Source organism: Candidatus Saccharibacteria bacterium oral taxon 488 (genome assembly GCA_013099015.1).
Lineage (GTDB): Bacteria > Patescibacteriota > Saccharimonadia > Saccharimonadales > Saccharimonadaceae > Nanosynbacter.
The window spans coordinates 650,335-675,829 of record CP039998.1 but is presented as its reverse complement, the minus strand read 5'-3'; the positions used below and the strand labels follow the sequence as shown (position 1 = coordinate 675,829).

At 54.0% G+C, this 25,495-nt stretch carries 25 protein-coding genes, 6 tRNA genes and 1 pseudogene; 16 read left to right on the top strand and 16 right to left on the bottom strand.

Annotated features, from left to right (window positions below):
• The first annotated feature begins 216 nt into the window (after positions 1-216).
• Positions 217-2,718 (top strand): DEAD/DEAH box helicase, encoded by a 2,502-nt coding sequence (locus tag FBF29_03570; protein ID QJU07751.1) that lies wholly within the window; start codon positions 217-219, stop codon positions 2,716-2,718.
• Here the strand turns inward: FBF29_03570 and FBF29_03565 are convergent.
• The 4 genes from FBF29_03565 to FBF29_03550 form a co-directional block, all read right to left on the bottom strand.
• Positions 2,690-2,857, bottom strand: coding sequence for a hypothetical protein (locus FBF29_03565; protein QJU07963.1), 168 nt, complete (start codon positions 2,855-2,857; stop codon positions 2,690-2,692). The genes FBF29_03570 and FBF29_03565 overlap by 29 nt on opposite strands.
• A gap of 37 nt (positions 2,858-2,894) precedes the next feature.
• Positions 2,895-3,044, bottom strand: coding sequence for a transposase family protein (locus FBF29_03560; protein QJU07962.1), 150 nt, complete (start codon positions 3,042-3,044; stop codon positions 2,895-2,897).
• 64 nt (positions 3,045-3,108) lie between these two features.
• The gene (locus FBF29_03555) at positions 3,109-3,366 is read right to left on the bottom strand and encodes a hypothetical protein (GenBank protein ID QJU07750.1); all 258 of its coding nucleotides are present in this window, start codon (positions 3,364-3,366) and stop codon (positions 3,109-3,111) included.
• 22 nt (positions 3,367-3,388) lie between these two features.
• Complete coding sequence (locus FBF29_03550) at positions 3,389-3,754, bottom strand: hypothetical protein (protein ID QJU07749.1); 366 nt, start codon at positions 3,752-3,754, stop codon at positions 3,389-3,391.
• A 102-nt stretch (positions 3,755-3,856) separates the two neighbouring features.
• Here FBF29_03550 and FBF29_03545 point away from each other — a divergent pair.
• The 3 genes and pseudogenes from FBF29_03545 to FBF29_03535 all read left to right on the top strand — a co-directional run bounded on the left by FBF29_03545 (position 3,857) and on the right by FBF29_03535 (position 6,708).
• Positions 3,857-4,975, top strand: a pseudogene (locus FBF29_03545) (hypothetical protein).
• Positions 4,976-5,288: 313 nt separating this feature from the next.
• Entirely contained in the window at positions 5,289-5,540 is a 252-nt protein-coding gene (locus tag FBF29_03540) for a helix-turn-helix transcriptional regulator (GenBank protein ID QJU07748.1), read from the top strand.
• An 85-nt stretch (positions 5,541-5,625) separates the two neighbouring features.
• On the top strand, positions 5,626-6,708 hold the full coding sequence (locus FBF29_03535; protein ID QJU07747.1) for a hypothetical protein: 1,083 nt from the start codon (positions 5,626-5,628) through the stop codon (positions 6,706-6,708).
• Between the two features lie 422 nt (positions 6,709-7,130).
• Here FBF29_03535 and FBF29_03530 read toward each other — a convergent pair whose 3' ends face one another.
• The 4 genes from FBF29_03530 to FBF29_03515 all read right to left on the bottom strand — a co-directional run bounded on the left by FBF29_03530 (position 7,131) and on the right by FBF29_03515 (position 10,563).
• Positions 7,131-7,628, bottom strand: a complete 498-nt coding sequence (locus FBF29_03530) for a hypothetical protein (GenBank protein ID QJU07746.1) — start codon at positions 7,626-7,628, stop codon at positions 7,131-7,133.
• A gap of 225 nt (positions 7,629-7,853) precedes the next feature.
• Complete coding sequence (locus tag FBF29_03525; GenBank protein QJU07745.1) at positions 7,854-8,561, bottom strand: hypothetical protein; 708 nt, start codon at positions 8,559-8,561, stop codon at positions 7,854-7,856.
• A gap of 20 nt (positions 8,562-8,581) precedes the next feature.
• Complete coding sequence (locus FBF29_03520) at positions 8,582-9,301, bottom strand: glutamine amidotransferase (protein QJU07744.1); 720 nt, start codon at positions 9,299-9,301, stop codon at positions 8,582-8,584.
• Positions 9,298-10,563 (bottom strand): DUF1727 domain-containing protein, encoded by a 1,266-nt coding sequence (locus FBF29_03515; GenBank protein QJU07743.1) that lies wholly within the window; start codon positions 10,561-10,563, stop codon positions 9,298-9,300. The genes FBF29_03520 and FBF29_03515 overlap by 4 nt, the downstream gene beginning before the upstream one ends.
• A gap of 44 nt (positions 10,564-10,607) precedes the next feature.
• Between FBF29_03515 and FBF29_03510 the strand changes: the two genes are divergently transcribed.
• The 3 genes from FBF29_03510 to FBF29_03500 are packed head-to-tail and all read left to right on the top strand — an operon-like array spanning position 10,608 to position 14,845.
• Complete coding sequence (locus FBF29_03510; protein QJU07742.1) at positions 10,608-10,988, top strand: hypothetical protein; 381 nt, start codon at positions 10,608-10,610, stop codon at positions 10,986-10,988.
• Positions 10,964-13,453 carry an ATP-dependent Clp protease ATP-binding subunit gene (locus FBF29_03505; protein ID QJU07741.1) on the top strand — a complete coding sequence of 830 codons (2,490 nt, stop codon included), beginning with the start codon at positions 10,964-10,966 and terminating at the stop codon, positions 13,451-13,453. Before FBF29_03510 ends, FBF29_03505 begins: the two co-directional genes overlap by 25 nt.
• A 36-nt stretch (positions 13,454-13,489) precedes the next feature.
• Complete coding sequence (locus FBF29_03500) at positions 13,490-14,845, top strand: hypothetical protein (protein ID QJU07740.1); 1,356 nt, start codon at positions 13,490-13,492, stop codon at positions 14,843-14,845.
• A 38-nt stretch (positions 14,846-14,883) separates the two neighbouring features.
• Here the strand turns inward: FBF29_03500 and FBF29_03495 are convergent.
• Positions 14,884-14,960 (bottom strand) — tRNA-Arg (locus FBF29_03495).
• A gap of 51 nt (positions 14,961-15,011) precedes the next feature.
• A tRNA-Arg gene (locus tag FBF29_03490) sits at positions 15,012-15,088 on the bottom strand.
• Positions 15,089-15,144: 56 nt separating this feature from the next.
• Between FBF29_03490 and murB the strand changes: the two genes are divergently transcribed.
• The 5 genes from murB to FBF29_03465 all read left to right on the top strand — a co-directional run bounded on the left by murB (position 15,145) and on the right by FBF29_03465 (position 18,462).
• Positions 15,145-16,164, top strand: a complete 1,020-nt coding sequence (murB, locus tag FBF29_03485) for a UDP-N-acetylmuramate dehydrogenase (GenBank protein QJU07739.1) — start codon at positions 15,145-15,147, stop codon at positions 16,162-16,164.
• A 20-nt stretch (positions 16,165-16,184) separates the two neighbouring features.
• Positions 16,185-16,799, top strand: coding sequence for a prepilin-type N-terminal cleavage/methylation domain-containing protein (locus FBF29_03480; GenBank protein QJU07738.1), 615 nt, complete (start codon positions 16,185-16,187; stop codon positions 16,797-16,799).
• On the top strand, positions 16,769-17,182 hold the full coding sequence (locus tag FBF29_03475) for a prepilin-type N-terminal cleavage/methylation domain-containing protein (GenBank protein ID QJU07737.1): 414 nt from the start codon (positions 16,769-16,771) through the stop codon (positions 17,180-17,182). Before FBF29_03480 ends, FBF29_03475 begins: the two co-directional genes overlap by 31 nt.
• Positions 17,160-17,825 (top strand): hypothetical protein, encoded by a 666-nt coding sequence (locus FBF29_03470; protein ID QJU07736.1) that lies wholly within the window; start codon positions 17,160-17,162, stop codon positions 17,823-17,825. Before FBF29_03475 ends, FBF29_03470 begins: the two co-directional genes overlap by 23 nt.
• Positions 17,826-18,012: 187 nt before the next feature.
• The gene (locus tag FBF29_03465; protein ID QJU07735.1) at positions 18,013-18,462 is read left to right on the top strand and encodes a type II secretion system protein; all 450 of its coding nucleotides are present in this window, start codon (positions 18,013-18,015) and stop codon (positions 18,460-18,462) included.
• An 85-nt stretch (positions 18,463-18,547) separates the two neighbouring features.
• Here FBF29_03465 and FBF29_03460 read toward each other — a convergent pair whose 3' ends face one another.
• Both FBF29_03460 and FBF29_03455 read right to left on the bottom strand, forming a co-directional pair.
• The gene (locus tag FBF29_03460; protein ID QJU07734.1) at positions 18,548-18,970 is read right to left on the bottom strand and encodes a type II secretion system protein; all 423 of its coding nucleotides are present in this window, start codon (positions 18,968-18,970) and stop codon (positions 18,548-18,550) included.
• Between the two features lie 29 nt (positions 18,971-18,999).
• Positions 19,000-20,271, bottom strand: a complete 1,272-nt coding sequence (locus FBF29_03455) for a serine hydroxymethyltransferase (GenBank protein QJU07733.1) — start codon at positions 20,269-20,271, stop codon at positions 19,000-19,002.
• Between the two features lie 67 nt (positions 20,272-20,338).
• Between FBF29_03455 and FBF29_03450 the strand changes: the two genes are divergently transcribed.
• Entirely contained in the window at positions 20,339-21,862 is a 1,524-nt protein-coding gene (locus tag FBF29_03450) for a UDP-N-acetylglucosamine 1-carboxyvinyltransferase (GenBank protein ID QJU07961.1), read from the top strand.
• 24 nt (positions 21,863-21,886) lie between these two features.
• Here the strand turns inward: FBF29_03450 and FBF29_03445 are convergent, their stop codons facing one another.
• Both FBF29_03445 and FBF29_03440 read right to left on the bottom strand, forming a co-directional pair.
• On the bottom strand, positions 21,887-23,656 hold the full coding sequence (locus FBF29_03445; GenBank protein QJU07732.1) for a hypothetical protein: 1,770 nt from the start codon (positions 23,654-23,656) through the stop codon (positions 21,887-21,889).
• 35 nt (positions 23,657-23,691) lie between these two features.
• Positions 23,692-23,766, bottom strand: a tRNA-Gly gene (locus FBF29_03440).
• Between the two features lie 43 nt (positions 23,767-23,809).
• Here FBF29_03440 and FBF29_03435 point away from each other — a divergent pair.
• Together FBF29_03435 and FBF29_03430 are read left to right on the top strand one after the other, a co-directional pair.
• A tRNA-Arg gene (locus FBF29_03435) sits at positions 23,810-23,886 on the top strand.
• Between the two features lie 22 nt (positions 23,887-23,908).
• Positions 23,909-24,319, top strand: coding sequence for a hypothetical protein (locus FBF29_03430; protein QJU07731.1), 411 nt, complete (start codon positions 23,909-23,911; stop codon positions 24,317-24,319).
• Positions 24,320-24,378: 59 nt separating this feature from the next.
• Here the strand turns inward: FBF29_03430 and FBF29_03425 are convergent.
• Positions 24,379-24,455, bottom strand: a tRNA-Lys gene (locus FBF29_03425).
• A 73-nt stretch (positions 24,456-24,528) separates the two neighbouring features.
• Positions 24,529-24,605 (bottom strand) — tRNA-His (locus tag FBF29_03420).
• 56 nt (positions 24,606-24,661) lie between these two features.
• On the opposite strand from FBF29_03420, the gene FBF29_03415 reads away from it, so the two are divergent.
• The gene (locus tag FBF29_03415; protein ID QJU07730.1) at positions 24,662-25,495 is read left to right on the top strand and encodes a bifunctional 5,10-methylenetetrahydrofolate dehydrogenase/5,10-methenyltetrahydrofolate cyclohydrolase; all 834 of its coding nucleotides are present in this window, start codon (positions 24,662-24,664) and stop codon (positions 25,493-25,495) included.

Sequence of the window (25,495 nt, the reverse complement as noted above, 5' to 3'; positions counted from 1 at the left end):
TTGTTGCTTCCACCACTTGACACCAAGGCGTTCCACTCGATCAACTTCGAGTTGTTCATCACGTCTAATCCCGAACTCCACCACATACCCCTCGGCGCCGGACGCCAGCCCAGAATAGACCCCACAAATGCGAGTTCGACTCGTTGACCTACACCCAAAGCTCCTGCGCCGTTGTAGGGGCTCCCAAAGATCATTGAGGTGGGATATCATCTGACTATGGCCATCGACTTCGGAGCGTTGAAGCAGCCGCGTACTGCCGATAAACTCATCGACCCGCGCGACATCTTCAACGCGCTTCCTACCAAACCGCCCGGAATGAATTTCCTCCGGGGCCCACAGGATCAGGTCCTAGAGAAGTGGTTCGCTCGGCGGTCACAGCGAGACGTGGTGGTCAAACTCAACACCGGTGGGGGTAAAACTGTCGTCGGTCTGCTCATCGCCAAGAGTTCACTCGCCGAAGGTAACGGTCCCGTCGCCTATCTGGTCCCCGATAAATACCTCGTAGACCAAGTCATCGCCGAGGCCAACAAACTTGGTATCTGCGTGGTTAACGACCCCAAAACCTTCGCCTACTCCCAAGGGTCAGCCATCTTGGTTGACACCTTCCAGAAACTGTTCAACGGAAAGTCTGTCTTCGGCGTCGGCGGGAACGTTGGGCGATTGCCCTCAGTTCGCTGTCCTAACACTGTCATCATTGATGACGCCCACGCTTGCCTAAACAAGGCTGAGCAGGCCTTCCGGCTCGCTATCCCGAGCGAGCATGACGCCTACGACAAGCTCCTAGCGCTGTTTGAGTCAACGCTCGAAGATCAGTCGCCAGCCGGATTCGTTGCGCTCAAGGCAAAGTCGAGCAGCGGTGTTCAACAGGTCCCCTATTGGTCTTGGGCCGAGAAGCAGCGCGAGGTCATCACCACCCTGCAGCCCCTGACGACCGAAGACGACTATCAGTTCTCGTGGCCGCTCATCGCTGATGCACTGCCAATCTCCCGCGCGGTGTTTACCTCCGACGCACTTGAGATCGAAGCGCCGTGCCTGCCTTCCGACATCGTTACCGGGTTCAGCCAGGCCGAGCGCCGCATCTATTTGACGGCAACGCTCGCCGACGACGGCATCTTGGTAAGGCACCTAGGTGCCGACCCGAAAGCCGTGGCAGATCCGATAACGCCGGCCAATGCCGGCGATATCGGTGATCGTCTGATCCTCGTCCCACAGCAGACACACCCCACAGCAACCGACGATGAAATCCGGGACCTCATCGTCGACCTTGCCGCCACGCGCAACATCGTCGTAATCGTACCGAGCACGCGTAGAGCGGAGTACTGGCGGCCCTACGCCAAGTCTGTCCTAACCAAGGACACGTTGACGCGGGGCATCGACCAACTGCGTCAGAACCCCGACCTGGGTCTGGCCGTTCTCATTAATCGGTACGACGGCGTAGATCTCCCCGGCGACGCCTGTCACGTTCTCGTGGTCGACGGTCTTCCTGAGGCCATGTCAGGAACAGAACGAGTCGACCAGTCGCAACTGGCAGGCTCCGGCCTACTGGTGGCGCGACAGGTGCAGCGGCTTGAACAAGGGATGGGCCGTGCGACACGCTCCAACGACGACCACTGTGTCATCTTCCTGCTCGGCAACCGGCTGGCTGAGCGCCTGCACGGGAACGGAGCTCGCGACTGCTTTTCCCCCGCCACCCGCGCTCAGCTCGAGCTGTCCGAAAAGATCGCAGCGCAGCTGGAAGGTACAGGCCTGGATGCGCTGAAGGAGGCTGCCCTCCAGTGTCTCAACCGTGATCCAAAATGGTTAGAGATCAGCCGTACCACCCTTGCGCCGCTGCGATACGAGCAGGCCAACGTCAGTAAGCTATCGGTGGTCAGCCGCGAAGCCTTCGGACATGCTGTCGCTGGCGATTTCAACGCTGCGCTGAAAGCGATGCGGCGGGCAGTCGAAGCCGCGGACGGCTCGGCTGAGGAAGGCTACGTGCTGCAGCAGTACGCTGCCTACGAGCATCACATCAACCCTGTTCAGGCTCAGCAGACCCAGAAGTCGGCGAACCGGAAGAATCGCAGTGTCCTGCGCCCTATGGAAGGCGTCGAGTACGAAAAGCTGTCGGCACCGACGCTGGAGCAAGGCGCATCGGCATCAGCCAGCCTTCAACAACGCTACACCTCCGGCAACGAGTTGCGGCTCGGTGTCAATGCGCTGTTGGAGGACCTTTCGTGGAATGTGCGCGCCGAAGCTTTCGAACAGGCATGGCACAACTTGGCGGATCATATCGGCTTCAACGGCCAGCGTCCCGAGCGGGACACCGGCCGTGGACCAGACAACCTGTGGGCACTGACTGATAGGTCCTTCCACATCATCGAAGCTAAGAACCAAGTAAAGGAGTCGAACCCGGTCTACAAGAAACACGCCGAGCAACTCTCCAACGCGATGGACTGGTTCCGGCAGCTGTACGGCACGAAGACCGCTGCGACGCCAGTGCTGGTGCACGCTAACGCGGTATTCGACAAGAAGGCTGCCGTCCCGATCGGCTGTCGTGTCGTCACCAAGGAGAAGCTAGACTCCCTCCGCAGCGCCATGCATAACTATGCGATTGCTCTTGCTGCGAACGACACCTTCCGCGACGCGGCTGGCGTCGGGCAGTTACTCGCCTCGTTCGGACTTACAGCCAAAGACTTCACCAACAGGTTCACTTCACCAGCGCGACGCGATAACTGATCCTCCCGAGATAACGCGGAACCGAAGCGAGACCAGCAATGACCTGACGCACCAAGTTTCCCAGGGTTTGCGTGGCCAGACCGTAAGACTTCGCTACGTCACTAATCATGCGAGACTTCCCAATAACCTTCAAAACGATCCGCCGTCTGAACTCTTTAGGGGGTTATTCACGAGGGTTACCAGCTGAGTCTGTAGAGTTCTAGTTTTGTGATCGTTTGGATGATGTTGGGAAGTTCGTGGAGTGGTCCTCGGTAGCCGGTTTTGAGGATTTTCCAGTTTTTGAGTTGGGCGATGCAGTGTTCGATTCCGGCTCTGAGGCTGGCGATCGTGGCATTGAATGTTTTCTGCCACTGCCACCACTTGACCCCAAGGCTCGAACCTCCTACCTACCTACGCTGCTCGCCGATACGCTACACCCACCTTGGGTGCTGCCTGTTCAATCCATTCTTCATGGAGACCAAGTTGATGACCAATGGCGCTCTCTTCAATTTCACGCGCCTGTTGTTCGCCATATAGATGATCAATATGCCCGCGTACATCATCAATCTGTTGCTCGACTGCGTCAAACCGATTGTTCATACGCTTCTCAAGGGCATCCATATCATCTTTGATGAGGCGGTAGAGCTTGAGTGCTTGTTCATCATTCATGCTACGCGCTGATATCACGCCCCTAAGCCGCCGACTCAAGCCCCAGATGAGCCTCAACCACATGCAGCCGCTTGTCCAGCGCTCGCCATTTCTTGTCCTGAGTGTCCCAGCCAACTGTGTCGGCGTGCTCGCGAGAGTCTTCCTCGAGGAATAAGCGGGTGCGCAGCGAAGCCAGTTCAGCCTTGAGGTCACTTTGGGTGGCCATGACTTTCTTGAAATTATGATCGGTCTTCAGTTCAAACAGCTGGAAGATGTCGTCGCTGTTCTTGATGTCTTTGCGGATAGCGGCCTGGCCTTTCTCGAGATCGTTCAGGCGCTTGTCCATAGCTTCAAAGCGTTTGTCTATCTGCTCTGTCAATGTATTAATCTTCGCCAATATTTCGTCCATATAATATCCTCCTTGTATCTATTTTACCGCGAAATAGCCACCTTGGGCAATAGCATAAAGCCTATGCGGGCACTTCATTCTGGTATATAATCATAACCAGCAATGCCCCACCCAAATCCCGACAACAAGCCATCGCTTCACGCTCGTCTCCGCAAGACCAAAGCGGCGTTTCTCGCGACAGCGCTGACACTAGCTGGTGTGCTGCTCATCATGCTGAATGGCTGGCTTTCTGGCCTCAATCTCGGCGACTGGTCGTGGCTGCACGCACTGCCACTGGGCGAGCTAGGCGGCACGCTGTTTGGTGCCGGGCTCCTCGGTACGTTGTTTGAATACTCCTTCCGCAAAGATCAGGAAGCTGCCACCGCTCGCCAGTTCCGCCAGATCATTCACGATGAGGCGCCGGCGATGCGGGATGCGGTGATTGAGGGGTTTCGCTTCGACACGCAGGATCTCAGGCGGATTGCCACGCCCCGGCTGTTGGACGAGCTGGCGGTCAACAGTTTGGGCATGCGTTTTGGCGATACGGCCTTCGGGCGGGAAGTCTATGGGGACATTAAGCACCAGGCGATCACGGCCGAGGAGCGCTGGTATGACGCGCGAGTCGACGCGACCCTAGGTATACCTAGGGTTAGGAGCGTAGCTCCTAACCCTTTCTTTGACTTACTGGTCCGCTGGGAATACACCGTCGTGCCCAAGCACCGGTTCCGGAAGTTTGCTGTGGTCTCAGACCGGCAGCGATATGACCAGATGGTGGCTGAGCGTGGGGAGACGAGTGTGTGGTTCAAGCCATCCGGCACTGGTCTGGACGTGACCGACGAAGCGAGCTTCGCCCTGGTTGAGTTCAGCGTGAATGGTAGCCCGGTCTCAATTGAACGCACCGCCGATACACACAGTCAGATTTACACGGTTGACATTGGTGAGGATATCGTCACCGCTCAGCAGCCCGTGGTCATGTCGTTCACGTACCGGTCACGACTACGGCGGGACGGCCACATGGTGTACTTCGACATTGACCGGCCGGTTCGCGGGTTCTCGCTGGAAATGGACTACCGTGATACCGAGATCGCCCAGATGCTGCTGGTGGACCATGTATCAAGCACGCAGCGAGCACGCATCGCGAAAGCTCCCGAGGTGGCCGGCGCACAGTCATACAGCTTTAGCTATGACGGCTGGGTGCTACCGCGAGCAGGCATCACCTTTGTCTGGCAGCTGAAGAGCGAGCACCTGCCGCTGAAGAAGCAACGGGAGCGATCATCTGGTGCAACGCAGGACGATGCCCACCAAGCCCGAGCAGCCTGACAGGCATCGTCATCTACGCGTTGTGTAGGTTTACTGGATCATCCCTCGCCACCCATGAGCTGTCACCTCCCTCACTGTCTCGTTGGGACTCTTGTCATCACGCCACGAGGCCATGATGCGGCCGGTCAGTCGCCACCCATGGCGGTCTCCTTTCCGTCGGTCGTCCTAACAGGATACATCGTCACAGGACTTATCGTCTCTGGATACTCCGTCTTTGGGCGACTGGGATTGACAGGTGTCCAATCCTGCGCGGAAGCCGCCCCTGTCACCCGTGACCGGGGCCTTTGGCGACCGCGTTCGTGCCACCCGGGAGGCGAAGGGGCTCAGCCAGGAAGGCTTGGCCGAACGAGCAGGACTGCATTGGACCTACATCGGGCAAGTCGAGCGTGGGCAGCGCAACCTCAGCCTCCACAACATCCTGAAGATCGCCAGCGGCCTCGACGTGGATGCCGGGGAGCTGGTGCGGGGGCTAATAATGGAAGGGTAGCTCGACGGCCCACATCACTGATGCTCGTGACAATCCGCACGGGTTCTGTTTAGTGAAATTACGTGTTGCGCACTACCCTTATCTTGTGGATACCGAGTCCTGCCCCAAAAAGTCGTCATCCGGAACCGATCCGGAGAAAACTGAAGTGCCAAGCTTGCCGTATGCTGATATGGCCCGCAGGATTGTGGACTCTGAACCGGCTAAGAACGTGTACGCGCCAGTTGAATTACCGTCTTCTATCGTCGCCAAGAACTTGCCTTCTGATGAGCTTTCGCAAGCTCTCAAGGGGATTGCGGAAAAAGGCTTGCAATCTTTTGATCCTGGAGTCTTTAAGATGCAAGCCGGCGCCTTGGAAGCTATGCAGAATGTACTTAGGGATCAATCCAGCAAGTTTGCTAAATTGATTCAGAACGCCCTTCTGCCAGTTCTGCCCGATATCTCAGAAATTACGCGACAGTTTGTTGGGCGACAGAGCGTTTGGCTGAGAGTTTTTGAAGGTTTGGATTGGCAGGGTTTGACGGGGGCGCAGCTTCCCGAAAACCTGTGCAGACTGAAGGATTTTACCTTCTCGGAAATACAGCAGGTTATCTTTTGTGATGGGATTGCGTTGTATGGAGTGCCAGACGAGGAGGTTGCCGGAGGACTGCTGAGGGCTGATGATGCTGATAGCCGCCGTAAACTGCTTGTTTCGAAGTGGGCAGAGGTACGTGTCGCTTGCTGCCACAAGCTGCGTGAGGTGTCGGAGGTTCCTGAGCGTCGCGACCAAGCGGCGTATGCCTTGGAGATGATCTCGTCTATTGATCAGGGCTATTACGCGCCAGCGCAAGCGTTGGCGGCGTCGATGGTGGAAGCTCTGACGATTGAAATATTAGGAAAGGAGGAGCGGAAGAAATATACTAGTTACTCCACCATGGAGGACGCTCTCTCTGTGTATGACGACTTTCTTGTTAGGGAGTGGCTGGCGCTGTCCCCCATGTTTCAGGCGTTTCAAAAGTTCTACCCGGGGAGCGGTGACCCTATCCCAGCTCTATTTAATCGGCATGCAACTGTCCATACGGTCAGTGCTCAGCAATTTACGCAGGCCAATGCGATAACGGGTGCATTGTTTGCCGTGAGTCTGCTTTGCTATTTGTATGACGAGGCATCGGGCCGCGGCAAAAACTTGTAGATTCTCTCTCACGTAGCGTGATTTTGGGGAGAAGCCATGAGGCTCATTCATGGGCGACGCGTAAACCAGAGTACCCCTATTCAAAGCATACTTAAGGATAGCTGTGAATAAGCCTCAAGGTTCAAGTTGAGTTTTCCTGTAGGGAGTCCGAGACCTGCTTCAATGAGTACATCATTTCATCTTTGAGAGAGGGACACTCTTGCCATTCTAAATCAGGTACAAGATTATCCAAGATGTGCTGAACAAGCAGATCATGCTTGCAATTATTGCAAACAAGATAATGGTCACTCACTTCAAGACGAGCAAGTCTTGCAATAAGCGTCCTGTGAAAAACTCCTGAAAGGACATGTTCCTCGCGTATCCGGCTAATCTTTTGCCTCATGTAATAGCATGGCATAGCATTTCTAGTATACAGTATCTAGCTATCTATTCGAATGCCATTCGTTCACGAGAATCTCGCCGTACTCGTCAACCACAAAATGCCACTTGCCGGTTTTATCCTCTGGGTCAATGATAATGACGTCAGTGGTATAGCTGTCAGTGCTAACGCTATACCCACTCTTTGTGCGAACCCGAAGACCGTTATACATGCGCTCCTCTTTTCCTCGAGGCCCCTGCTTACCTTGACGATACTTGGGGCCGAAAAAATTATCAGCAGCAAGTTGGCCCAACAAAGCACGAATCTGTTGTTCCGTCTTCTTGGGTCGTCGCGACTCTCGATCTTTTGTTTCCCGCTCAACCCTTGCCTGTTCTTTTTCAACTACTCGTCGCCCAATCGAAACATAGCTCATGCGGTTCAAGGTCGAGTCACGCCAGTATCCTCCCGGAGAGCGTCCACTCTCAACACAGCCAAGGTCGTACAGCTGCTCCAACTCACGTTGGTGTTGGATCTTTCTCCCAAAGAAATCTAGTAATCCCATGCACGCATGGTACTCGGCCAGTCGTTGGGTCACACCAGAAGGTTCGAATTTAGTGATGGCCGGTTGGTAAACCTCCTAGTCAAACGTGGACTGAGGATTGTTGTGGTTACTCCAGCAGTCAATTGACATCAGCTGGCTGAGCCAGTTGCCGGCGACCGTAGGTACTTCAAGCGAGATTTAGCTCAAGGAGGAACCATCCACAATCACCCCTCATCGTGACTACCGTCACACCCCAGCCCCCATCTCCCGGAAGTTCCGCCTGAGCGCGGTGCGCGAGACGCCCAGCTGCTCCGACACCTGACGCATCGACGCGCCACGCTCGTGCAAGTGCATGGCTTGGGTGACGACCGCGGTCGGCAGGGACTTGCCGCGAATCTGCACCCCTTGCTCACGCAGCAGCTTGAGCATGCCGTTCTTTGACACACCATGTTCAGCACCAAGCTCCGCTGCCGTCGCTCCAGCACGGTAGCGTTTCACCACCTGGGCAATGGCCTCAGACGAAAGCCGGCGCCGCACCCGACGGGAATCCGAGGTGCCGTCCCGCTGCCCAGACTTGACGCAGCAAGGATATTCATCCATAGCAGCTATTACCGGCTTGGACGTCACAGCAACATCATTCGGTACGCGCACAGCATCACGCTCCGCCTCATGAGGCGCCAGCTGAGCCACCTCCTCGATCATCAGGGCAGCGTTAGCCGATGCGTTCGTCGGCAGCTGTTCCGCTACCTCGATCATCGCTGAGACACCAGCTGGTGCGTCCGTCGGCAGCGACCCCATCACCTCAGCCAACCGCTGCAGCTCCGGCAGGGTCGGCTGGATGAGGAACGAGGACTCATTCAAGGGGTAGGGGACGTAGCCGACCACACTCATCTTGTTCGAACACACGCCCTCGGAGCTCCGCTCCGGGGGCATTTTTGTCGCAGAAGGTTGCATGTGAACCTAATCTGGTTGGCTTATCGCCCTCGCTCCATCGCCACTCGCTGGGCATGCTCTGCGGTGCGGTCGATGGGTAGCGCGCTGAGCTTATCGGTATAACCTTTTCGCGTGAGTGCCGCGGTGATCAAAAAATCGGCGAGCCGTGGATTCTTTGGCAAGATTGGCCCGTGCAGGTACGTCGCCACGATATTATGTAGCCGTGCTCCCTCAATTTGGCCAGTCTCATCATTACCAGCGCCCCGCACCACGCGCCCGAGCGGCGACATTCCGTCATCGAGCAGCGTCTGGCCGCTATGATTTTCATAGCCAACGATCTGCCCAAACTCCTCGCTCTCGAGCGTGATGTTACCGATCAGGCGCTCTGCCTTGGCGTATGTCTCTAGTGGCAAAATCCCCGCACCGCGAATCACGCGTCCCTCGTGTGTGGTGAACGCTCGGCCAAACAATTGATACATACCACAGATCATCAACATCGGCACGCCGCTCTCCGCTAAGCGCCGTAGCTCATCTGCTCGTGCCAGCAAATCGTCCTGGATAAGTTCTTGCCCGGCATCCTGGCCGCCACCGCCGATGAAAATATCTCCCGTCGTAAAATCAGTTGCATCGCCCGGATTATGATCAATAATGCGCACCGTAAAGCCGCGCCACTCCAGCCGCTTTTTCAGCGCCAGCGTATTGCCCCAGTCGCCATAGAGATTCATATCGCGCGGATACAATTGAATAATCGTGATCGTCATCGGATGGCCTCCACATCGGTTTTGATTGATAATAATTTGCGCAGCCGCATCATCGCCGTGTAGGTACAGTAAATGTGCTTTGGCTGGCGTGGATGATGGGCTAGCAATTTCTCCAGCGCCGCCGCTAAATCCGGCTCGATGATTTCTGGCGTAATGTCGTCATACTCCAGCCGTAGCGCCATATCATGAGCGCGCACGCCGCTGACTACCGCCACCTGCTCGAGGCGTGAGACATCCACGTCCCACAGCCAACTAACGTCGCGTCCGTCAGCGTAATTATCATTGATGGCGATCATCGTATCGGCCGTCCCGTCGGCAAATGACAGCAGGCTAAGCCGAAAGCCACTCGGATTTTTCACGAGAATTAGCTCGATTGGTGTGCCGTCAATCACGATAGTCTCGCCTCGACCAAATGCTGGCGCTACGTCCGACAGGGCGCCCAGTAACGTCGTCAGCTCGGCTTTCTCTCCCGTAATTTGTCGGACCAAACTCAGCGCCGCTGCTGCATTCAATAAATTATATACGCCATTCAGCCGCATCCGCACTGCATGCTTGGCCCCATCAATCTGAAAGGTTGCCGTTTGCTTATCAATGTCAGCGAGCAGCACGTCGGCTGGGGCCGCCTGATTTGCCTGAGCTTGGCCGGTCTTGAGCGCATCGTCGGTCGGCATCAGTTCGAGCAGCTGGTCGGTCGTACCAAAAAACGCTACGCTGGCCGCCGTCTGTTGGTGTAGGCGGTAGATGCGCGGGTCGTCGCGGTTGAGCACCACGGTATCAGTGGTTGCCTGGGCGATTTTTGCCAAGAAACCAGCTGCCGTGTCGATCTCGCCAAACCGATCCAGCTGATCGCGCATGACGTTGAGCAGCAGGCTGTAGCGCGGCGGCACTAATTGAACAAACTTGACCGCCCAGGCCTCGTCAAGCTCCAGCACCGCGATGTCGGCATCCAGCCGCCCGCGCATATCGACCTCGCCGAGCAGCGCTGCCGCTACGCCGCGCGAGAAATTACTGCCCGTGCGATTGGTAAAAACCTTGAGGCCGGCCGCCTCGAGCAGTTCAACAACGATTTTAGTAGTAGTGGTCTTACCATTCGTGCCGCTGATAACCACCACGCCGCGCGGTACTTGCGCCAGGGTACGAGCGATAAAACCTGGATCAATCTTTTCGATAACTAACCCCGGGAGTGCCGAGCCGCCGCCGCGTAGTCGGGCAGCTTGTTTGACGGTTTTGCCGATGAGTGTACTGAGAATCTGTCGTGACATATTTCGTATTATACCGCGCCCAAGCAGTGTGCTACAATAGAACTATGTTTTTGGTGGGTATTTTCCAGTGGTGGTATGGCGCAGGCTGGCGGCGGCATATGCAGCGCGTTGGTCTCGGTGTGCTGCGGACGGCCGATTTTTTCTCAATCGGTTTGTTGGTGCGGACGCTGTTTGATCCATTTCGCCAAATTTCCGCAGGGCAAGTTCGTGCTCAGGCGCCGCTCGCTGTCAAGATACAGGCTTTTTTTGACCGACTGTTCTCACGGGCAGTTGGTGCGGTGGTGCGGCTTTTGGTGCTGTTTGCGGGGCTGGTGGTTATCAGCCTGCGGGCGGTGTGGGCGGTCGGCAGCATCGTGGTGTGGGCACTGCTACCCGTAACACCGGTGATAGGAATTATCTTGTGGCAGATGAGGGTTTTGGCATGAACGAGGTGCGACCGGAGTTTCGTTATCACAGCTTGCGGGCGCAAAAGGCACGGTTCACGGCGCGGTTTGGTACAGTTTGGCATGTGCTAGTGGTACTCGTCGCCGTTGCATTGGGCCTGGGTGGCGTTTGGCTATTGATCAAGCACGGGCCGATTGGTTGGTTGATGATTGGTCTGGTGGGGCCATTGGTGATGCTCAGTGTGTGGTGGCAGGGCGATCTCAAGACGATGGCGGTGAGCGCGCGGGCGGAGACGATTGATGATGTGATGGCGGCGGATGTGCTGGGCCGCCTGAGCCAGCGGCCGTCACCGAAAGAAATTGCCCTGGCGGTTGGTCAGTCGCGGGCCGGGCAATTCCTCGGAGTGCGGTTGGGCCTTACGCCAAACTTTTTGGCGAATATTGCTTCGGATGATCCAAATAACACGCCGGCCGTGTGGCAATCAGCGCTGCGAATTTGGCGTGACACCAATAGCCCGAAGGTAACAGGTGCGGTGCTGGCGGCGGCGATTGTTGAGCAATTTCCGAATCATGACGCTCTGCTAGCAAATCTAAAAATTGATTTTCGTGATGTATTGGGTGGCATTATGTGGTATGAACGCCTCGAGTCATTGATCGAACAGTTCAAGCAAAAGCCGCTTCACACCGGCGGTATCGCTCGCGACTGGTCGTTTGGCTATACGCCGCTCTTGAGTCGGTTCGCTCAGAACCTCAGCCTGCAGGTGTCGGGCGGGACGATGATCTCGCAGCTGGACGCTCATCAGGCGGCGCTGGAGCAGCTGATGACAATTTTTGGCTCGAATGGCCGGCAAAATGCAGCGCTGGTCGGGCTTGATGGGGCTGGCAAAAGTACGGTCGTGGCGGCGTTCGCCGAGATGCTCATTGACGGACATAAAACCGTGCCGTCGTCGCTGCTCTATCGGCAGATTTTCCTGCTGGACGCCTCGTCGCTGATTTCGGCGGCGGCTGGTCGGGGCGAGCTGGAAGGACTGGTGACGCAGATTCTCAACGAAGCATTTTTATCAAAGAATGTGATTCTGTGCCTCGATAATGCCCAGCTGTTTTTCGAGGAGGGCGTCGGTTCGGTTGATCTGAGTAATTTGTTACTGCCGATTTTGGAGGCGGGCAGGCTGCGAATTATCTTGACCATGGATAGTCAGCGCTACTTGCAGATTTCTCAGCGCAACGCCCAGCTGGCAACGGCGCTCAATACCATCGTTATCGAGCCATCATCGCCCGAGGAGACGGTGTGGATTATGCGTGATCAGCTGATCAGCCTTGAGCATCGCCACAAAGTGACCTACATGTATCAAGCCATCGCTGAAGCCTACCGCGTCGGTGAGCGGTACGTCCAAGACGTGGCGATGCCGGGTCGGGCGCTCAAGGTGCTAGAAGCGGCAGCTCATTATGCGTCGTCCGGGCTGGTGACGGCTCAGTCGGTTGATGACGCGGTCGAAAAAACTATGGGTATCAAGATCGCGACTGCCTCGACTGACGACGAACGGGAAAAACTCTTGAACCTCGAAGACTTGATCCATCAGCGCATGATCAATCAAACGCGTGCCGTCAGCGTCATCTCTGATGCGATCCGGCGAGCACGTGCCGGTGTGCGTAACCCTGATCGGCCGATTGGTACGTTTTTGTTCCTGGGCCCAACTGGTGTCGGTAAAACCGAGCTGTCCAAGGCGCTGGCGGATATCTATTTTGGTGGCGAGGGCAACCTCATCCGGCTGGATCTCAACGAATTTGTGCGGGCCGAGGACGTGGCGCGGCTGATCGCTGATGGGGCGAACGATCCGATGAGCCTGACTGCCCAGGTACAGAAGCGACCATTCTCGGTGGTGTTGCTTGATGAAATTGAAAAGGCCCACCCGCAGGTACTCACGACGCTTCTGCAGTTACTAGACGAGGGAATTTTACGCGACGAAAAGAACCGCGACATTAGTTTTCGTGATTGCTTAGTCATTGCGACGTCGAACGCCGGGGCCGAGAGAATTCGTGAATACATCGAGCGTGGCTACCAGCTGGAGCAGTTTGAGCAAACATTTATCAATGAGCTGATTAACGCCAATCTATTTCGTCCGGAGTTTCTCAACCGGTTTGATGAAATCGTGCTATTTCGTCCTCTGGGTAAAGAAGAGCTGCTGCAGGTCGTTGATCTCATTTTGACTGGTATCAATCGAACGTTGGCACCACAAAAAATCCAAGTCACCGTCGAAGAGGCGGGCAAAAAATTATTGGTTGATGCTGGCTACGACCCGCGCCTCGGCGCTCGTCCGATGCGCCGCGTGGTGCAGCGAGCTGTCGAGAATACCGTCGCCAAGCAGCTACTCGCTGGCTCTGTCGCGCCGGGCTCAACGACGATTATCACGGCGGAGCAGATACGAGCGGTGGTCGGCGACGTAGCTGACGGCGGTAGTATGGTATCTCCAGGTACAGGTGCACCGCCGATGTCACTCGGACAGTAGAGTTGCCAATACAATTTAATATTGTATAATAGGCACATGGCTAAGAGCGGTATGGATTTTTTCGGGCGCGGAAGTGAGGTTAGAGAGCGATCGCCCAGCTCAATCGAGGGGCTTGTAGAGAGTGGTCTTATTGATGAAAGTGGGCAACTAACCGAGCGGACACGTCGTGCCATACCGCGAGGGGGTGTGGAGATATTAACACCTATTAAGGTGCTAGAGGATGGAGAATTGGTTGACCCGAAGCTTTCAAGAGAGGTGCAGGATTCCTGTTTTGTTATCGCGGACGGGGTAATTGTAGGGGGGTGTTTTCTTGATCTCCCCGGGTCTGAGAGGGTTGAATATAACGGCCGCATCTCCAGCCAGGGCTTTGTTACCATATGCCAAGATCCTATGCTCGTGAATATCGTCGAGCAACTTGAAGATATAGCTCGGGAAGATCGACATACTAGGCTAACACTACGGGATATGGGTGCTCTCGGATTTGGCAGCTTTGTCGCTGGTGGAGGTATGTCATGGCTAGGTTCTGGCGAGCCATTTCTGACGACAGCTGGGACTGTTGTGGGTGGTGCGGCTGGGTCGATTGGTTTTCGACTGGCTGAAAGAAAATGGCTTGAGGGGCAGGTAGAACAACTTAGTCGGGTAATACATGAACGCCCCGACAACATTACCATTAACCTCGACCTTATTGACAAGGCGCGAGCGAGCAAGCCGTCACCGGTGGTATCTAGTCTGCAGTGGTTTTGGGAGACGAGCAGAGTCGACCCTAACTTTAGCTTTGATGCACAGATAATAACTATCAATAATATTATTCGGTTTATATTTAGAGATCCGCGATATAACTCGGACGCCCTTATGTTTGCCAAGAAGTGCCAAGAGTGCCAACAAGAGTATGACGCAATACGGCGTGAGCGAGCCGCACTGGAAGTTCGTACTAGCATGGGCATAAAAACTAACGATGGTCAATTGGACGCGCGTGAGAGTCATACTGATGAATATTTGGCGGACTGTTTCTTGCAGCTGTTCGATGGTGTGAAAGAGACACACGACCGACTAAAGCGGGAAGAACAGCAACGACAATCGCGGCGCGAGTTTGATGCCACGATAGAGCGCCTCACGACCGTTACCGAAGCAGAAATTGAGTATCAACCAGCGAAAGTATTTCATGATGAGTTGATATGGTCTCTGGGCGGAGAAACGCTGATGAGTTTTGGTGAAGGTGAGCAAGGCATCTGTATGCAAGCAATAGAATGGGCAATGGACTTTATTCATAAATTACCGCAGATGATCACCCCCAGTCTATCGATACACGAGGCGTATGATCATTTTCAAGGTACAATTAACGATATGACAAATGGCAAGTTGGCATTGCCAACAACTGAGCAATTCAAGTAAAAATACCCTAGCATCGACCAGGGTATTGTCTAGTATAGTGGTACCCCGCACAGGAATCGAACCTGCAACCTTTGGTACCGGAAACCAACGCTCTATCCAGTTGAGCTAACGGGGCATAACTAACGCGCTGATAGGAAAAGGTCCGGTAGGAATAGCGCGGAGTTCATGGTACACCCGGCAAGATTCGAACTTGCGACCTCTTGGTTCGAAGCCAAGTACTCTAATCCGCTGAGCTACGGGTGCATACAGAGGTATTATACCACGCACCGCGCCTAAATAGAAATGATATAATGTATCATATGGAGATACGAACAGAGATTCCGTTGCAACAATATACGACAATGCGCCTCGGTGGCAAGGCGCGCTTTATGGCATCGGCGACGTCGGTGAATGAAGTCAGAGAGTTATATAAAAGTGCCAAGGTGCAGGGTATCCCAATTTTTGTCTTGGGTGGCGGTAGTAATGTCATCGCTCGCGACGAAGGGTTTGAGGGGGCGGTGCTACTCAATCGGATTAAGGGATTTGAAGTGCTAACTGATGATGGCCAGACGGCAACGATCAAGGTTGGTGCGGGTGAAATATGGGACGAGATAGTCAAGCGTACGGTCGCCATGGGCCTGAGTGGTATCGAGGCGATGTCGGCCATCCCTGGGACAGCTGGCGCCGCGCCGGTGCAGAACGTTGGTGCGTATGGCCAGGAAGTCGCTGATGTGCTTACTGAGCTAGAGGCATACGATTCGCTGGCTGACCGGGTGGTGACCTTAGACGCAGCGGAGTGCGGATTTTCGTATCGGCATAGTATTTTTCGCGGTGAGGCGAGCGGCCGCTACTGCATTCTCTCAATTACCATCAAGCTCCATTGCGCAGCACCGAAACCGCCGTTTTACGCTGGTCTACAACGGTATTTGACCAACATGAACATCACGACCTTTACGCCGCAGGTGATCCGTGACGCGGTTATGGCGATTCGGTTTGATAAGCTGCCCGATCCGACCGAGCGACCCAACGCTGGTTCATTCTTCAAGAACGCGCTGATCGAATCATGGCAGCTGAATGAACTTCGTGAACAGTATCCGGATGCGCCGTCCTATGACATGCCGGACGGCCGACACAAGGTGCCGACGGGCTGGCTGATTGAGCAAGCTGGGCTCAAGGGGGCGCTACTACACGGTATGCGGGTACATGATAAAAACGCACTGGTATTGATCAATGAGTCGGCGACCAGCTACCACGATCTGGCGGCGGCACGTGACGCCATCATCCAGGCAGTCTACGATAAGTTCCACATCCAGATCCAGCAAGAACCGTTGGAAATTTGAGTCTCAAAACGCTTGCGCTTATGCATATTTCCGAGTATGATGGGGGTATGAAGGGACGGGGGTTTACGCTAGTCGAGCTGATCATTGCTATTGCCGTCATGGCGATTTTGCTGGTGCTTGCGACATTAAGTTTTCGTAATTATCAGGCGGCGGCACGCGATAAGGAACGTGAGGCCGATGTACTAGCCTTGCAGAACTACCTCGAGAGCGTCTATCCACGGGAAATTCGTGACAGTGCCGGTAACGTCATCAAGCCTGCTGGCGGCTATCCGGCGTACGTTTCTGGCGCCAGCGGTGCTGGCAAGATGACTGCGGTGCAGTTTGCAGCGGCGTTTGACGAACTGGGTGGTGCCGCCAAGACTGGCCCGCTGGATCGAGAACGCCTCATATCGGCGATTAACGGTACATTCGGTGTTAATCCGATCACTAACGTGGGTCAGCTGTTTGCCAAGAAGGATGATTACGAAAACACCAAGATTACTAATTATCCGAACGGTGCGTACGTCTACATTGCTGGGGTTTACGGTGGCGTGTGTGACGAGATAGGTACGGCCTGTCGGCGCTATACGATTTTTTATCATTTAGAAACAAAGGAGCCGGGTAAATGGCAAGTACTCAACAGCAAACGTCTCTAAAGCATGCGGGCGGTTTCACCGTTGTCGAACTGATGATCACCTTGATTATCGCCGGGATCTTTATAATGAGTGGTTACCAACTGTACGGGGCGGTGTTGGCGCGCAATACTGAGGCTCGCCGTACGTCGGAGGCCGCTAGTATCGGATACAGCATTCTGCGTGAACGCGGCCTATACAAAACGGTGTCCGAGGTTTGCGGTAGTGGTGCGGTCAAGACTGAACAGGTGACGCCACCAACCACACCGATACTACCGAGTCCGGTTCGTGCCCGAGTCGAGTATTGTAAAGTGCCAAACAGCGTCGCAGTGATTCGCGTCGCAGTGATTATTACTTATGGAACGCCAGCGCAGGAGGTGGTGCATGCGACGTACATTTCGGGCTAATTCTAATCGGCGACAGCGCAGCCGGGGATTTACGCTGATCGAGATCTTGGCGATTGCGCCAGTCATTATCTTGGTGCTGGCGGGTATCATCGGCCTAATTATCAACCTTACTGGCTCATCAATGATCACTAGTGCCAGGTCACAACTACAGAGCGATGTGCTAACGGCACTTGATCGGATTGAGGCGGACGTGCGGCTCAGTACTACGCTTGAGGGAACAACCTCGTCATACGTACGTATGCATAGTCTCGCCACCAGCGACAACCCCTACAGCCCGACGCGGCGTCTGATCCAAAAAAGTGATTGCGGTGTGGCGTGGGGAGCGGTTGCTATCGCTGATGCCAAGACCTATACCACTGAGTATTTCCAGAGCGGCTCGGAACTCAAGCGCAAGACGATGTACGATGGCTCATGTCCGAGTGCCAGTGACCGTATCTGGCAGCTGGACGGGGCAGTCGAGACAATCATCGACACCAGTACAGTGCTTAATTTCAATGTTTGCAAGATTAATGACGGTACGCTCAAGGTCAGCCTTGGGGTGACTAAAACCGTTGCTGGTGAAAACATTCAGTACTCCAGCCAGCGCCTCATCAAGTCAATCAATGTTCCTGCAAACGGCACTGCCGGCGCCTCGTGTCCATAGCGGGTTCGGGTGGGTCGTGTGGATAACGCCTGTTTCGAGCAGGAAGTGCTTTGAGGTACTACCTCTGTTTTTATGGCCAACGTGAGTCGAATCAGGGAATTATTCATAAAATGCTTGCGCTTTTATAATCGCTTTGTTACAATCAAGTTACAATAATAACTAACTAAAAATAGGGGGCAAATCAGAAATGATTTCTTCAAACAAAACTAAAGGTTTCACATTGGTTGAGCTCTTGATCGTTATCGTGGTCATCGCTATCTTGGCTGCTATTTCGATTGTGGCGTACAATGGTGTGACAAATAAGGCTCGGGATGATGAGCGGGCTTCAGACGCAAGGAGCATCCTGAATGCAGCGGCTTCGTATAATGCAGATAACGATAAGTGGCCAACCGTCGAAGAAGTAGTGAAGTACCAGACCATTAAACTTTCCGAGAAAGCGATAACCGGTCTTGGTGGTTCGGCAAGCCCGGTTACACCAGCGCCAGAACCAGATGATACTCATAAACATCTCTTTGGCTTTGCGCACTGCATGGATGGTACTGCCGTATCTGGTGTCAAAGTTACCTACTGGAAAGATGTTTTGGGTAATGGTGAGACCAACCACAAGATTGTCATGAAGACTGGTAAGTGCTCATAATCCCTGCAGGATAGGAGCTCTTAATATAAATAAAATAATCCCCGGCCAGTGTCGGGGATTATTTTATTTATGGTAACGTGTCTCTTTAGCAACCGCTGCCACTGCTTACTGTTTTCTCGTGGTGCTCATGACTACTAATGACCTCCTTCCAGTAAGTGACTTTCGCCCCAGTGAAATTCGGAGCAGTCCCGCACAGCTTGTATTGGTATTTATTCTTATCACCTGCACTTGGTGCCACAGTTCCAAGACGACTCTTTGTCTGATTTGAAAGTTTAACCGTGTTGAATGATCCTAGCTCTGATATTGTTGGCCAATGGGCATTCTCTGAGTTGTACACTGCAGCAGCGTTAATAATATCTCGTGCATCAGCCACTCGCTCATCATCCCGAGCCTTATTTGTCACACCATTGTACGCCACAATCGAAATAGCAGCCAAGATAGCGATGACCACGATAACGATCAAGAGCTCAACCAATGTGAAACCTTTAGTTTTGTTTGAAGAAATCATTTCTGATTTGCCCCCCAAGTTATTTAGTATTAGTTATATGGTAGCGGAAAACGCGCCGCAAGGCTAGTAGTTTGTTGCTTAATTTTTGCGTATTCTGTCGGGTCATCTGCGGTTATCGCTGTAATAATCCACTCGGCAATCTGTTTGACTTCCGCCTCCGTCATGCCGCGCGTCGTCACCGCTGGCGTACCGAGGCGCAGGCCGCTTGGACGGAATGGCGGTAGGGTGTCGTTCGGTATAGCATTGGCGTTGGCGGTGATGCCACTGGCCTCCAATCGCTCCTGAGCAGTCTTGCCGTCAATGCCGAAGCTACCATAGACATCTGCCAACACCAGATGGTTGCTGGTGCCGCCTGTCACTAATTTCAAGCCGCCGCGTTTCAATTCATCTGCCAGCACGGCCGCATTCTTTACGATTTGCTGGGCGTATTCCGTGAACTCTGGGCGGAGCGCCTCGCCAAAGGCCACTGCCTTGGCGGCGATGGTGTGCATGTGTGGGCCGCCTTGCGTGCCAGGGAAGACCGCCCGGTCGATCAGCGTTGGCAAGTTTTCCAAGGTTTTTTCTGGCCGTTTCAAAGGATTGCTAGCTATGCCCCTCGACAAAATCAAGCCGCCGCGCGGGCCGCGCAAGGTTTTGTGCGTGGTAGTGGTGATAACGTGAAAGCCATAGTCAAACGGATTTTTAGCCACGCCGCCAACGATCAGCCCAGCGATGTGGCTCATATCTGCCATCAGCATGGCGCCAACTTCGTTGCCAATCTCGGCAAACTTGGTGTAACCTAGCTCGCGCGGATAGGCCGAGAAGCCCGCCAAGATGATTTTTGGCCGATGTTCTAGCGCCAATCGGCGAATTTCTTCATAGTCAATTTCGCCAGTCTCGACATCCTTGATGCCGTAGCGGACGAAGGTATATTCGCGGGCTGAGCGGGTGACTGGCGCGCCGTGCGTTAAGTGGCCGCCGTGCGCCAAATCCATGGCCAGAATGGTATCGCCCGGCTCGCACCACGCATAATATACGGCCTCGTTGGCCTGGGCGCCGGAGTGCGGCTGAACATTAGCGTGATCAGCGCCGAATAGCTGTTTAGCGCGGTCAATCGCCAGCTGTTCAATTTGGTCGGTGTTTTCTTGTCCGCCGTAATAGCGCCGGCCGGGGTAACCTTCAGAATATTTGTTGGTAAAGACGCTGCCCAGCGCCTTGAGTACACTAGTTGAAACGTAATTTTCGCTTGGGATCATTTCGATCCCCAACTGCTGCCGTTTTATTTCTGCCGCAATCAAATCGGCGACCTGTGTATCTTGCATGACACTCCCTCCTTTTCCTCTATTATAGCACTTTACAACATATATCATGTGTGATATATTGTACGCTATGAGCATGAATGACTATCTCCAAAAAATCGGCGTTATTATCACCGAAAATCGTAATCGTAAAGGCCTCACCCAGACACAGCTAGCTGAGGCCATTGGTACATCACAAAGTGCCATTAACCGTATCGAGAACGGCGGTCAGAATATTAGCGTCGAGATGCTAATGAGGATTAGCGATGTACTCAATTGTGATATCGTTACGCTCAATCACTCAGGCAAGATGAACTTTCGGGTGCATGGCGGTAAAAAACTTTCTGGTGATATATCGGTCAAAACGAGCAAGAATGCAGCCGTGGGGCTGCTCTGCGCTAGCTTGCTCAACAGGGGAAAAACGACCTTGCGTCATGTGGCACGTATCGAGGAGGTTAACCGGATCATCGAGGTACTCAACTCGATTGGTGTCAGGACCCGCTGGCTGCGAAAGAACGACCTGGAGATTATACCACCTGCGCGGCTGAGGCTGGAGGATATGGATATCGCTGCCGCTAAACGCACGCGTACCGTGATCATGTTCCTTGGCCCGCTGCTTCATCAATATCATGATTTTCAGTTGCCATTTGCTGGTGGCTGTAATCTCGGCAAGCGCACGGTGGAGCCACATCTGTCGGGTCTGAAGCATTTTGGGATGCAGGTAGCGGCCGAAGGTGGGTACTATCATGCGCGCGTCGAGCCGACAACGGGCGATCGGATAATTTTATTGACTGAACGCGGCGACACGGTGACGGAAAACGTTATCATGGCGGCGGCTCTGTCACCAGACACCACCATCATCCGCAACGCCAGCCCGAACTACATGGTGCAGGATGTGTGTTTCTTCTTGCAGAAATTGGGCGTGACCATTGAAGGAATTGGTACAACGACGCTAAAAATCACGGGCCGGTCGCACATCAATACGACAGTCGATTATTACCCGTCTGAAGACCCGATCGAGGCGATGAGCTTTATCGCGGCGGCCGTGGTGACTGATTCAGAAATCACGGTGCGCCGGGCACCAATTGAGTTTTTGGAAATTGAGCTGGCAACATTGGCTGAGATGGGTTTGCAATATGAGTTAAGTGAGGAGTATGCAGCCAACAACGGTCGTACTCGCTTGGTGGATATCACGCTGAAACACTCCAAGTTGGTTGCGCCAAAGGACAAGATTCACGCGCTGCCGTTTCCGGGGATTAATATGGACAACCTGCCGTTCTTGGGGCTGATTGCGACCGTCGCTAAAGGCCGGACATTGGTGCACGACTGGAGTTACGAGAACCGAGCGATTTATTTCACCGAGCTGAGTAAATTGAATGCGCAGATCGAGCTGGTTGATCCGCATCGGGTGTATATCACTGGCCCGACCAGGTGGAAGCCCGCTGATGTTGTGGCACCGCCAGCGCTGCGGCCGTCGGTTGTGGTGCTGCTCGCCATGTTAGCGGCGCCGGGCGTGTCAATCCTGCGCGATGTGTATTCAATCAATCGCGGCTACGAGGAACTAGCACAGCGGCTCAATTCACTGGGTGCAGAGATTGAAGTTATCACCGAGTAGCTACGGAGTGTTCTGCCATCGGCTCTATTTGGTTGTGTGGCGGGCGGGAAACAGAAACTTGAGATAATCCTTGAGCATTCGTGCACCTGATATGATCGGTAGATAGGCTATGAGCTGGCGATGAATGTGTTGTATCAGCAGCTCGTCGTTAGCGATAATTTGTGCCGCCCGCCGCATATTAGCGTAGAGCGAGGTGGTTTCGTCCTCTGGACTTACACCGCTCACCTCGAGACAGGCAATTGGTTTAATGTCAGCAACACCACCGTCACTGGTAGAGATGAGCAGCTTGAGATTGGCGATGTCTTTTTCCCATGATGTACCGCAGGCCTCGAGGCCAATGATCGGCACGTTGATAGCAACGTCTGAGCCAATCGCCAGCGCTCGTCCCAGGGTCTCGTCGTAATCTTGAATGTAGTGGACGCGCTCACGCAGGACAGGGTCGCTATCGACGAGCTTGAGGATGGTCAGGAGCTGCTGATACATATCATGATCGCCCTGATGAACCTTACCGGCAAGAATGTAGTGAGCGTTGCTATCGAGCAAAATCTGCTTGAGCATCTCTGGGCGCTCAAATGCCAGGTGTGGTCGCTTGTAATTGGCAAATCGCCGTTTGAAGTCAAATACCAGTGCGCCTTCGGGTAGGTGAACTGGATTGTTGTATTGATCCTTGCGCCTTGCGAGAATTCTATTTAATTCCAGCCGACCAGTACGCTTAAGTGATCGAATAGTAGCGGCTGATAGCCCAGTGATTGCCTCTTGATACTGTTCGGTCGGCAGGCCAAATTTATCAAGTATGGCATGTTCACGATAAGCCTGCAGGATTTCCGGCAGTACCCATGTCTCGAGGTCAATGCCGTTGGTGATGGCGTGAAACTTGACCTTGTCGTTGTTGCGGTCGCGGAAATTTGCCACGCGGGCGTGCAGTTTACTGACGCCATTTTTGGCTTCGGTCAGCTCAATTGCCAACAAGTTTGGTCGCAAGTGGTCTCCCCGAAATTGCTCCATCAGCCAGCAGCGCACGGCGTTGCTTTTGAGGTTTGGCAGTACTAATTTTTCAAATTGCGAGCGGTGAAACTCTGGTTCAGCCGCCTGGAGTAGGGTGTGGTTGGTGTAGAGCGTGTGTTTGCGGACGTAAACGATTGCTTCATATAGGTTCATGCCATTGGCGCATAGTTCATCCAGTCGAGCCAACGCCGCAAAAATTGTCGCGGTTTCGTTGAGCTGGATGACGGCTGGCTTGATGCCGAGTAATTTCAAGGCTTTATAGCCGCCAAACCCAAGCGCTACTTCTTGGTACAGCCGGTGATCACCCGAGCCTTCGCCTTCGTATAACTGTCCAAAGTTTGGCTCTGAGATGGTAACAAATTGAGTCGAGCCAAGTGTCTTTTTGAAAATACTTAAACTAGCATCGGGAAAGCCGGCGGAGCTAACCGAAACCTCATCAATATAATGAAAGCCATACTCTTGAGGCGAGACCTTCTCAACGTATTCAGTTTGTGCGAGGTTGGTAATTTTTTGATGTGATTCGCTGCGGTAAAATGGCGTCACCACCACAAATGGCACTTCTAGCTTTTCGGCTACCCGCCGCGTGTCTGCCGCCAATACGCCCAGGCCGCCACCGCCTTTGATGCCGTTGGCTTTGTCATAAATTTCCATTGTCCAGTAAACGTACGGCCGTGACTCAGACAGTTGATGCGTTAGGTTGCTACGCTCAATCACGTCATAAAATTCGGAGGCGTCTTCAATGTCCTGTGGCTGGTATGGTGAAGTGTTTGTGTATGAATATGAATCCATGATGCCCTTTTTTGCGGATTGAAATTATCTTACATTGGTGCGGGTGGGGAGAATCGAACTCCCATCTCAAGTTTGGAAAACTTGCATACTAGCCGCTGTACTACACCCGCGAGCTTGCACTATTGTACCAGAAAGATGCTATAATGTGAACATGCCCTGATAGCTCAGCTGGATAGAGCAGAGGACTTCTAAGCCTAAGGTCGTAGGTTCGAATCCTACTCGGGGCGCCAGGAATGATCGAAGGAGGGTCATATGGATGCTAGTGGTAAACCGCGAATTTCGCGTCGGTTAGTTCAGCGGTTAATGGCGCATCGGCCACGGACGCAGCCGGCGTTTGGTAATACCGGTCGAAGTCGTCGAGTGAGCGACCGCAACTGCGATCGCCAGCGGATCGGGAATTATCAGTCATCAGCGCTGGGTGCGCGTGGTTATGTACCATCAGCAAGCACCGGCGATATAGCGGAAGACTATGACACGACTAGCGACGCTCCGCTTTCCAATCGTACCTTTGTGGGTAATCCACTGCGCCAAGCGGAGCCGTCGTCATCGGCACAAAATACACCGCCGCCTCGCCCCACTAGCGAGGGCGGTACCGGTTGTCCGTCACCATCATCGCCTCGATTTCAAGAGCCGCCTTCACGCGGCTATAATCCATTTTCATAAACAGTATGATTTACCAGGCATACTAAAAACCCCAGAAAAACTGGGGTTTGATAATTCCTTGGAGGGCCAGGAGGGGCTCGAACCCTCGACACCCTGCTTAAGAGGCAGGTGCTCTAACCAGCTGAGCTACTGGCCCAATCAGTCCAGATTATAGCATAATGAGTGGTGAAGGTAAACATAGCGTCGCACCTTTTGCTACGGACAATGCTTGGGGCGAATGATGGGGCTCGAACCCACGGCCTCCGGAGCCACAATCCAGCGCTCTAACCAACTGAGCTACATCCGCCAAGCTTCCCGATTATACCACAGGCGGCTACCATCCTCAAGGCGCTCGACGCGCCCATGCTGATTTGCTACAATCAAACAATGAAATCTCTCAATGGTGCAGAACTCGCGTCGTTTATCAAGCAGCGTCAGGCCAAGCAAGTGCGCATGCTCCGTCAAGCGCACCGCATTCAGCCGCGCCTCGCCATCGTCACCGATTCGGACAATCCGGTCATCGCTACCTACATGCGCCTCAAGCAGCGCTACGGTGCGGATATTTTGATTGAGGTAGAAATTTGTCGGGTGGCGACTCGTCAGCTACCGGAGACAATCACGGCGCTGAATCAACGTGATGACGTCCAAGGAATTATCGTCCAACTGCCGCTCGCTGAACCAGAGCGGACTGATCAAATTGTGCGGCTGGTGGCACCAGAAAAAGACGTCGATGGCCTTAATTCTGAGCGAACGCTGTTTGACCCGGCGACACCGATGGCCATCAATTGGCTATTGGCGGGCTATAGCGTGGAGCTGGCTGGTAAAAGGTTGGCTATTGTCGGGCGTGGGCGGCTGGTCGGTGCGCCGCTGGAGCGGATGTGGCGAGCGTCGGGGCTGGACGTAACGGTATTTAGTAGGGGTGATGATTTATCGCGACTACACGAATATGATGTCATCGTCACGGCAACTGGTGTGGCGGGATTGATCCAGCCGAATATGATCCGACCTGGTGCGGTGGTGGTTGATGCAGGAACCGCCTCGGAGGATGGTAAGATTGTTGGTGACGTGGCACCGGTGAATCGGACGCGCACCGATATTCACTTGACACCAGAAAAAGGCGGCGTCGGTCCGCTGACGGTGAGCGCATTGTTTGATAATGTCATTACGGCGTGCCTGCGCCGGGTCAATATCCGGTAG

Bases quoted from the DNA above. Each gene is read 5' to 3' on its own strand.
- FBF29_03500 (QJU07740.1), top strand. From the start codon at position 13,490: ATGGCTAAGAGCGGTATGGATTTTTTCGGGCGCGGAAGTGAGGTTAGA.
- FBF29_03530 (QJU07746.1), bottom strand. From the start codon at position 7,628: ATGGGATTACTAGATTTCTTTGGGAGAAAGATCCAACACCAACGTGAG.
- FBF29_03570 (QJU07751.1), top strand. From the start codon at position 217: ATGGCCATCGACTTCGGAGCGTTGAAGCAGCCGCGTACTGCCGATAAA.
- FBF29_03445 (QJU07732.1), bottom strand. From the start codon at position 23,656: ATGGATTCATATTCATACACAAACACTTCACCATACCAGCCACAGGAC.
- FBF29_03460 (QJU07734.1), bottom strand. From the start codon at position 18,970: ATGATTTCTTCAAACAAAACTAAAGGTTTCACATTGGTTGAGCTCTTG.
- murB (QJU07739.1), top strand. From the start codon at position 15,145: ATGGAGATACGAACAGAGATTCCGTTGCAACAATATACGACAATGCGC.
- FBF29_03515 (QJU07743.1), bottom strand. From the start codon at position 10,563: ATGTCACGACAGATTCTCAGTACACTCATCGGCAAAACCGTCAAACAA.
- FBF29_03450 (QJU07961.1), top strand. From the start codon at position 20,339: ATGAGCATGAATGACTATCTCCAAAAAATCGGCGTTATTATCACCGAA.
- FBF29_03430 (QJU07731.1), top strand. From the start codon at position 23,909: ATGGATGCTAGTGGTAAACCGCGAATTTCGCGTCGGTTAGTTCAGCGG.
- FBF29_03465 (QJU07735.1), top strand. From the start codon at position 18,013: ATGATTTCTTCAAACAAAACTAAAGGTTTCACATTGGTTGAGCTCTTG.
- FBF29_03525 (QJU07745.1), bottom strand. From the start codon at position 8,561: ATGCAACCTTCTGCGACAAAAATGCCCCCGGAGCGGAGCTCCGAGGGC.
- FBF29_03550 (QJU07749.1), bottom strand. From the start codon at position 3,754: ATGGACGAAATATTGGCGAAGATTAATACATTGACAGAGCAGATAGAC.
- FBF29_03475 (QJU07737.1), top strand. From the start codon at position 16,769: ATGGCAAGTACTCAACAGCAAACGTCTCTAAAGCATGCGGGCGGTTTC.
- FBF29_03415 (QJU07730.1), top strand. From the start codon at position 24,662: ATGCTGATTTGCTACAATCAAACAATGAAATCTCTCAATGGTGCAGAA.
- FBF29_03470 (QJU07736.1), top strand. From the start codon at position 17,160: ATGCGACGTACATTTCGGGCTAATTCTAATCGGCGACAGCGCAGCCGG.
- FBF29_03510 (QJU07742.1), top strand. From the start codon at position 10,608: ATGTTTTTGGTGGGTATTTTCCAGTGGTGGTATGGCGCAGGCTGGCGG.
- FBF29_03520 (QJU07744.1), bottom strand. From the start codon at position 9,301: ATGACGATCACGATTATTCAATTGTATCCGCGCGATATGAATCTCTAT.
- FBF29_03480 (QJU07738.1), top strand. From the start codon at position 16,185: ATGCATATTTCCGAGTATGATGGGGGTATGAAGGGACGGGGGTTTACG.
- FBF29_03555 (QJU07750.1), bottom strand. From the start codon at position 3,366: ATGAATGATGAACAAGCACTCAAGCTCTACCGCCTCATCAAAGATGAT.
- FBF29_03455 (QJU07733.1), bottom strand. From the start codon at position 20,271: ATGCAAGATACACAGGTCGCCGATTTGATTGCGGCAGAAATAAAACGG.